The following is a 6,238-nucleotide window of genomic DNA, read 5'->3' as shown; positions in this document are numbered from 1 at the left end:
TTGATTAGAGATGCCAGCCATAATCATCTCATCGCCAACGCATACGGCGTTCGGCAGCCAACACACTCTCACTCACTACTGGAAGCTCAGACATGAAAACCATAGGCATTGAAAACTCGAAGTCCAGCGTACAGGCCCACTTAACGCTTGGAACCAAAACTATGGGGCTAGGTATCTATGGCGCGTACTTGGCTCTCGCTATTATTTACTTCTGGTTCGGCGGCATGAAATTTACCCACTACGAGGCCGAGGGCCTGGTTCCACTGGTGAGCAACAGCCCGCTTTTGGGATGGGTGTATAGCATTTTTTCGGTCGACATGTTCTCCAGCCTGCTCGGCATACTAGAGATTTCGATCGGCACTCTGATCGCAGGCCGCATGCTGTCGCCCAAACTATCCGTGGTAGGAGGCGCTCTGTCTGCAGGCCTGTTCTTCACAACCCTTAGCTTTATGTTTTCCACTCCGGGCGTCATTGAGCCTAGTTTAGGGTTTCCGGCGATTTCCGTTGCGCCAGGTCAGTTTCTGCTTAAAGACTTAGGGTTGCTTGCTGTTTCGATATTTGTGGCAGGCCATTCGCTGGTTGAACTGGAAAAACGTAAAATTAATGCATAATTTTTTCAATGGCTTAAGGCAGTAATGCCTTAGGCCTTTTTGCCATCATTTTCCCCCGCCAGATCTTTCAACCAGTCACGAGGGCTCAACCCCGTCTTGCGTCTAAATGCGCGAGACAGCGCCGAAGGACTTTCGTAGCCGACTTGAGCTGCAATCAGCGTAATCGAGCGCCCTTCTCGCATCAGCTTCTGAGCCAGGCTAACTCGCCAACTCAACAAATAATCAGCAGGCGTCTGTCCGATGACACTCTTGAAATGCACGGCATACGCAGCGCGTGACATATTTGACTCACTGGCCAGCTCTGCTATTGACCAGGCATGTTCCGGGGAGTTGTGCATCTGTAAAAGCGATCGGGCAAGCCGCATGTCGGCCAGTCCAGCCATCATTCCGGTGCGCAACTGGTGATGATCGAGCAGGTAACGGAGCAACAGAATGATTAGGAGCTCAAATAAGCGCTCAAGCGCGGCTTCCCTTCCACAATGCACATTTGCCGCCTCGGCAAACATCCACTCCAACGTGTCTGCCAGCATGGGCAGATCATCGAGTGCGAGCACCAAACAGTCCGGTAATGAAGCCGACAAAGGATTATCAATTCCGCCCTCAAACTCCATGGAAGCACACAACAACTTTGCGCCATCGGACTCACCCGCAAACAATTGATGCTTGGCGGGGCGTGGCATAAAAATCAAGCTAGGGCGAGTGAGCTGCAAATCCTTGCGATCGGGACCAAGCAACGTCACGCTGCCGGCCTGAAGCAGATGGATATAACCTCGCCGCTCGGCGCCATCGTAAGATGCAGAGCCGCATAGGTCGCCGTCATAGAACAGATTGGCCCGCACGCCGAACCGCGAGAGCAAATTAGACAAACGATCCATTGGCCGATCCTTGACGAGTCAGAACGCACAGACCATACCATCTGCGTTGTCGTTCAGTGCCTGTAGCGAACATGCCGGCGTAAATCAGCCAACGGATAAAGTGATCACTGAGCAGCTCAGCCTCCCTTTCCAGTTCGGCTGTTAAAAAAACAACACCGTTGTTTGAAAGCACCAGCAAATCAAGTGCTCACTCTTCTATTTTACAGTACCTGGCAACAGCACTTTGCGGTGCAGTCGATCAGATATCCGGAAGGTTGATCGTAAGCTTCAGCCTAGCGCTCTTCGAATTTAATGTCGTCGAGCTTCGGCCCAACCATTCCCCCGACCTACTCTTCCCTCCCCTAGAGACCCTAGCAGTCACTTGAATCGCGGCTGTCTGCGATAAGGTGTTGCTGGTAACTATTGCATCAGCGCCTGAAAACTCCACCTCGGCCGGCAGACTTGAGACCTTAAGTCGTATGGTAGCGAGAGGTACCTTGGAGCCCGATAGCGTCTGTACGAAAACGAACACACTGTCATCCAAAGCGACCTTTTCGAAAATTTCCGGGGAAATGTCCACCCGTACCTTGAGCGGTGTTGGTGGCAAGCCAGCAACATGGTTAATCGTCAAATTGTTGTTTTTTTCATCCGCTGAAAGACCGTTTCTTGCCTTTCCAATGGCCTGTACTAAAGCAGCGTGTGACGGATGGTCGGAACCCATCTCTGCTAATGCGTGATGCCAATATTTTAAAGCATCTTGGTAACGATGCTCTTCAAACGCAGCCAGACCTATGAGACTCAAGCTCTGGAGCTCACCCGGATTTCCATTTAAAGCTTCATCTGTCAGCGCCTTGATTGGCGGAGACCACATTTTGTTGTTAGAGAAATACAATGCTTTAGCCCACTCGCCTAATAACTCCGGTCGGCGACCGGCCAGTGACACCGTTCGTTCGAACATTCTAGCGGCATCGTCGGGCCTCCCTTGAGCCATGTAGTTTTGGGCCAGGTTATAAGCGTTCTCAGCTGACTCCGGTTGGGCGTTAACCGCGCGTTCCAGACGGTCGTTCATTTGCGCGAGTGAACCGGGAGGCTGGGCGAACTCACGAACCAGCTCGACTTTGTCGCTGGCGCCAAAATGCAGGTACAGCGCGAGCCCCAGCGCCGGTATCAAGAAAGCCACGAATACTGGTAGCGGCTTGCCTGTAGTCGAAAAACGTTCGAGGCCAGCTCCTTCGGTGTCCGCCAGCAATTCGCGGTCCGCCTCAGAGCGGGCACTGTTTTTTTGCGCAGGAGACATCACTCCGTCCCCTTGCTGAAGCTGTAGCTCCGCCAGGCGTTCCTGATACAGCGCCACGTAAAAAGCGGTGCGATCTTCTTCGCTTTGGGCACGACGTACAAACAACACAGGGATTAGCACGAAACTGAGGGCAACCAGCAACAGCAGGCCGACCCATAGCCAGAAATCAATCATTAGATTCTTTACCCAATAGGAGGAGGAGCCGTTGACGCTCTTGGTCAGAAAACACCTCAACATCATCGCCATGCCGACCACGATGACGTGCAACGATCAAGTAAATCACCCACACACCGCCCAACAACAAACCGCCAGGCCCAAACCAGAGCAACCAGGTGTGGCTGTTCAGCTCAGGTTTGTAGCGCACGAATTCGCCATAGCGATCGACCATGAAGTCGATGATCTGCTGATTACTCTGACCTTCATCGAGCATGCGAAAGATCTCTTTTCGCAGATCGGCGGCGATGGGGGCATTGGAGTCTGCGATATCCTGGTTCTGACATTTCGGACAACGCAGTTCCCGGGTCAACTCGGTGTACCGGGCGCGTTCGACCTCATCCTTGAACGCGTAAGCATCGATGGCAGCTTGGGCGGCACTAGCGGAACACAACACTAAGAGAGTTCCACATAGAAACCGGCTCATTGCGTGCCCTCCTGCACCAGACCTTGATAAAGATCTGCAAGCTGTTCACGCCACACCGTCTCATCTATAACGCCGACGTGCTTGTAGCGAATGATGCCCTTACTGTCGACCAGGAAGGTTTCCGGCGCGCCGTACACGCCCAGATTCAATCCGAGGCTGCCGGCTTCATCGCGAATATTCAGCTGATAAGGGTCGTGAAAATCCTTCAGCCAGTTCAGAGCATCGAAATTAACGTCTTTGTAATTGACTCCATGAATCACCACCCCCTGCTGGGCCAGTTTGTTCAGCACTGGGTGTTCTGCCCGACAAGCGACGCACCAGGTACCCCAAACGTTTACCAGCGCCGGTTTGCCCAGCAAATCGGCACGGGTCAGGGACCTATTGTCTTGCACGGATTGCAGGGAGAAATTGGGGAACGGCTTGTCAATCAACGCTGAGGGCAACGCCGAGGGATCGAGGTACAACCCTTTACAGAGAAATGCTGCCATGCCAAGAAAAAGCACCAGCGGTGTTGCCGCTGACCGAAAACTGACCCAGTAGAGGCTGTTCTGCCGACTGAAAACTGACCCAGGTGTTCAACTGCTTCTGCTCAATTTTTGAGCAGGAGAACACAGGGTGATCAGTATGGAAATGATGGGCAAAATTCGCCGGATGTATTTCCGCGACAAGCTGTCGCTGCATGAGATAGCCAAGCGCACCGGGTTGGCGCGCAACACGATTCGCAAGTGGGTCAGAGCACCTGAGGCCAAGCCGCCGGTCTACCAACGCCGCGCGATCTTCAACAAACTCAGCCCTTTTCACGCCACGCTGGAGCAGGCGCTAAAAGCCGATTCGCTGCGGCCCAAGCAACAGCGGCGCAGTGCCAAGGCGCTGTTGGCGCAAATCAAAGCCGAAGGTTATGACGGTGGCTACAGCCAGCTCACCGCGTTTATCCGTGCCTGGCGAGGGGGACAGGGCAAGGCGTCGCAGGCCTTTGTGCCGCTGACCTTTGCTTTTGGCGAGGCGTTTCAGTTTGACTGGAGCGAGGAAGGCTTGCTGGTCGGCGGCATTTACCGGCGTATGCAGGTGGCACATCTGAAGCTGTGTGCCAGCCGTGCGTTCTGGCTTGTGGCGTATCCGAGCCAGGGCCATGAGATGTTATTTGACGCCCATACACGCTCGTTCGGCTCCTTGGGCGGCGTGCCGCGCCGGGGCATCTACGACAACATGAAGACCGCCGTCGACAAGGTCAATAAGGGCAAAGGCCGGGCGGTGAATGCGCGCTTTGCGGTGATGTGCGCGCATTACCTGTTCGATCCGGACTTCTGCAACGTCGCCGCTGGTTGGGAAAAGGGCATCGTTGAAAAGAACGTGCAAGACAGCCGCAGGCGTATCTGGCTAGACGCCCAGGACTGCCAGTTTCACTCCTTCGAGGAACTCAATGCCTGGCTGGGCCAGCGCTGCCGCGCGCTTTGGAACGAGCTGACGCACCCTCAATACAGCGGGCTGAGTGTGGCCGAAGTGCTGGAGTTGGAGCGCGCTGAACTGATGCCTGTGCCAGCGCCATTCGACGGTTACGTCGAGCGGCCTGCGCGGGTCTCCAGCACCTGCCTGGTCAGCGTCGGGCGCAACCGCTACTCGGTGCCGTGTGAGTATGCGGGTAAGTGGGTCAGCAGCCGTTTGTATCCGACGCGAATCGAGGTGGTGGCTGACGACGCGCTGATCGCCAGCCATGTCCGCTTGCTGGATCGCGACCAGGTCAGCTACGACTGGCAGCACTACATCCCGCTGATTGAGCGCAAGCCCGGCGCGCTGCGCAACGGAGCGCCCTTTGCTGATCTGCCAGCGCCGCTGCGTCAGCTCAAGCACGGACTGAAACGTCATGCCGGCGGTGATCGGATCATGGTGCAAGTCTTGGCTGCCGCACCAGTGGCTGGGCTCGATGCCGTGCTGGTAGCCGTTGAGCTGGTACTGGAGAGCGGCAGCCTGAGCGCCGAACACATCCTCAATGTCGTGGCACGGCTGACAGCATCCGAACCGCCGCCCAGCGTCGAAACCCACTTGTCGCTCAAGGAAGCCCCCGTCGCCAACACGGCGCGCTACGACCGCCTGCGTGGCCAGACCGAGGAGATCGGTCATGCGTGATTTGATGGCGGAACTCAAGGAACTGCGCCTGCACGGCATGGCCACTGCCTGGGCGGAGTTAACTGTGCAGGGTGAGTCGAACACAGCCTCGTCCAAGTGGTTGCTTGAACACCTGCTGGAACAGGAGCACACGGATCGTGCCATGCGCTCGGTGAGCCACCAGATGAACATGGCCAAGCTGCCGATGCACCGCGATCTGGCCGGCTTCGACTTCAGCGCCTCCAGCGCCGACGCTCGCTTGATCAGCGAGCTGGCCAATCTGAGCTTTACCGACACCGCGCAGAACGTGGTGCTGATCGGCGGCCCAGGCACCGGCAAAACCCACCTGGCCACCGCACTGGCCGTGTCCGGCATCACCCGGCATGGCAAGCGCGTGCGCTTCTACTCCACGGTCGATCTGGTCAATCTGCTGGAGCGCGAAAAACACGACGGCAAAGCCGGGCGGATCGCTCAGGCACTGCTGCGCATGGATCTGGTCATCCTCGACGAGCTGGGGTATCTGCCCTTCAGTCAGGCCGGTGGCGCGCTGTTATTTCACCTGCTGTCCAAACTGTACGAGCACACCAGCGTGGTGATCACCACCAACCTGAGCTTCGCCGAATGGTCGAGCGTGTTCGGCGACGCCAAGATGACCACCGCCCTGCTGGATCGGCTGACCCACCACTGCCACATCGTCGAAACCGGTAACGAGTCCTATCGCCTGCAACACAGC

General features: G+C 56.1%; 7 protein-coding genes. 3 read left to right on the top strand and 4 right to left on the bottom strand.

The genetic code is table 11. From position 1 onward, the window contains the following. Positions 1–92: 92 nt before the first annotated feature. Entirely contained in the window at positions 93–611 is a 519-nt protein-coding gene (locus BJQ17_RS29440; RefSeq protein ID WP_003464991.1) for a YkgB family protein, read from the top strand. A gap of 29 nt (positions 612–640) precedes the next feature. Here BJQ17_RS29440 and BJQ17_RS29435 read toward each other — a convergent pair whose 3' ends face one another. From BJQ17_RS29435 to BJQ17_RS29420, 4 genes are all read right to left on the bottom strand, one after another. Further along, a complete protein-coding gene (locus tag BJQ17_RS29435; protein ID WP_003464995.1) occupies positions 641–1,486 on the bottom strand; it encodes an AraC family transcriptional regulator in 846 nt (281 codons plus the stop codon). A 238-nt stretch (positions 1,487–1,724) separates the two neighbouring features. Then, the gene (gene ccmI, locus BJQ17_RS29430; RefSeq protein WP_012080656.1) at positions 1,725–2,936 is read right to left on the bottom strand and encodes a c-type cytochrome biogenesis protein CcmI; all 1,212 of its coding nucleotides are present in this window, start codon (positions 2,934–2,936) and stop codon (positions 1,725–1,727) included. Continuing rightward, complete coding sequence (locus BJQ17_RS29425) at positions 2,929–3,402, bottom strand: cytochrome c-type biogenesis protein (protein WP_012080655.1); 474 nt, start codon at positions 3,400–3,402, stop codon at positions 2,929–2,931. Before BJQ17_RS29425 ends, ccmI begins: the two co-directional genes overlap by 8 nt. After that, complete coding sequence (locus BJQ17_RS29420; protein WP_255260239.1) at positions 3,399–3,908, bottom strand: DsbE family thiol:disulfide interchange protein; 510 nt, start codon at positions 3,906–3,908, stop codon at positions 3,399–3,401. The genes BJQ17_RS29425 and BJQ17_RS29420 overlap by 4 nt, the downstream gene beginning before the upstream one ends. 118 nt (positions 3,909–4,026) lie before the next feature. On the opposite strand from BJQ17_RS29420, the gene istA reads away from it, so the two are divergent. Both istA and istB read left to right on the top strand, forming a co-directional pair. Further along, positions 4,027–5,526: an IS21 family transposase gene (gene istA, locus BJQ17_RS29415; RefSeq protein WP_139139840.1), complete on the top strand. Its 1,500-nt coding sequence runs from the start codon at positions 4,027–4,029 to the stop codon at positions 5,524–5,526. Next, positions 5,519–6,238, top strand: a 720-nt coding sequence (istB, locus tag BJQ17_RS29410) for an IS21-like element ISPst3 family helper ATPase IstB (protein ID WP_070096980.1), incomplete at its 3' end; no start/stop codon positions are given. The genes istA and istB, both read left to right, overlap by 8 nt.

Origin of the sequence: Pseudomonas sp. NBRC 111139 (assembly GCF_001753955.1) — a bacterium.
In the GTDB taxonomy this organism is placed as follows: domain Bacteria; phylum Pseudomonadota; class Gammaproteobacteria; order Pseudomonadales; family Pseudomonadaceae; genus Aquipseudomonas; species Aquipseudomonas alloputida.
The sequence above is the reverse complement of the archived record's forward strand: the minus strand, read 5'-3'. Positions and strand labels throughout refer to the sequence as shown.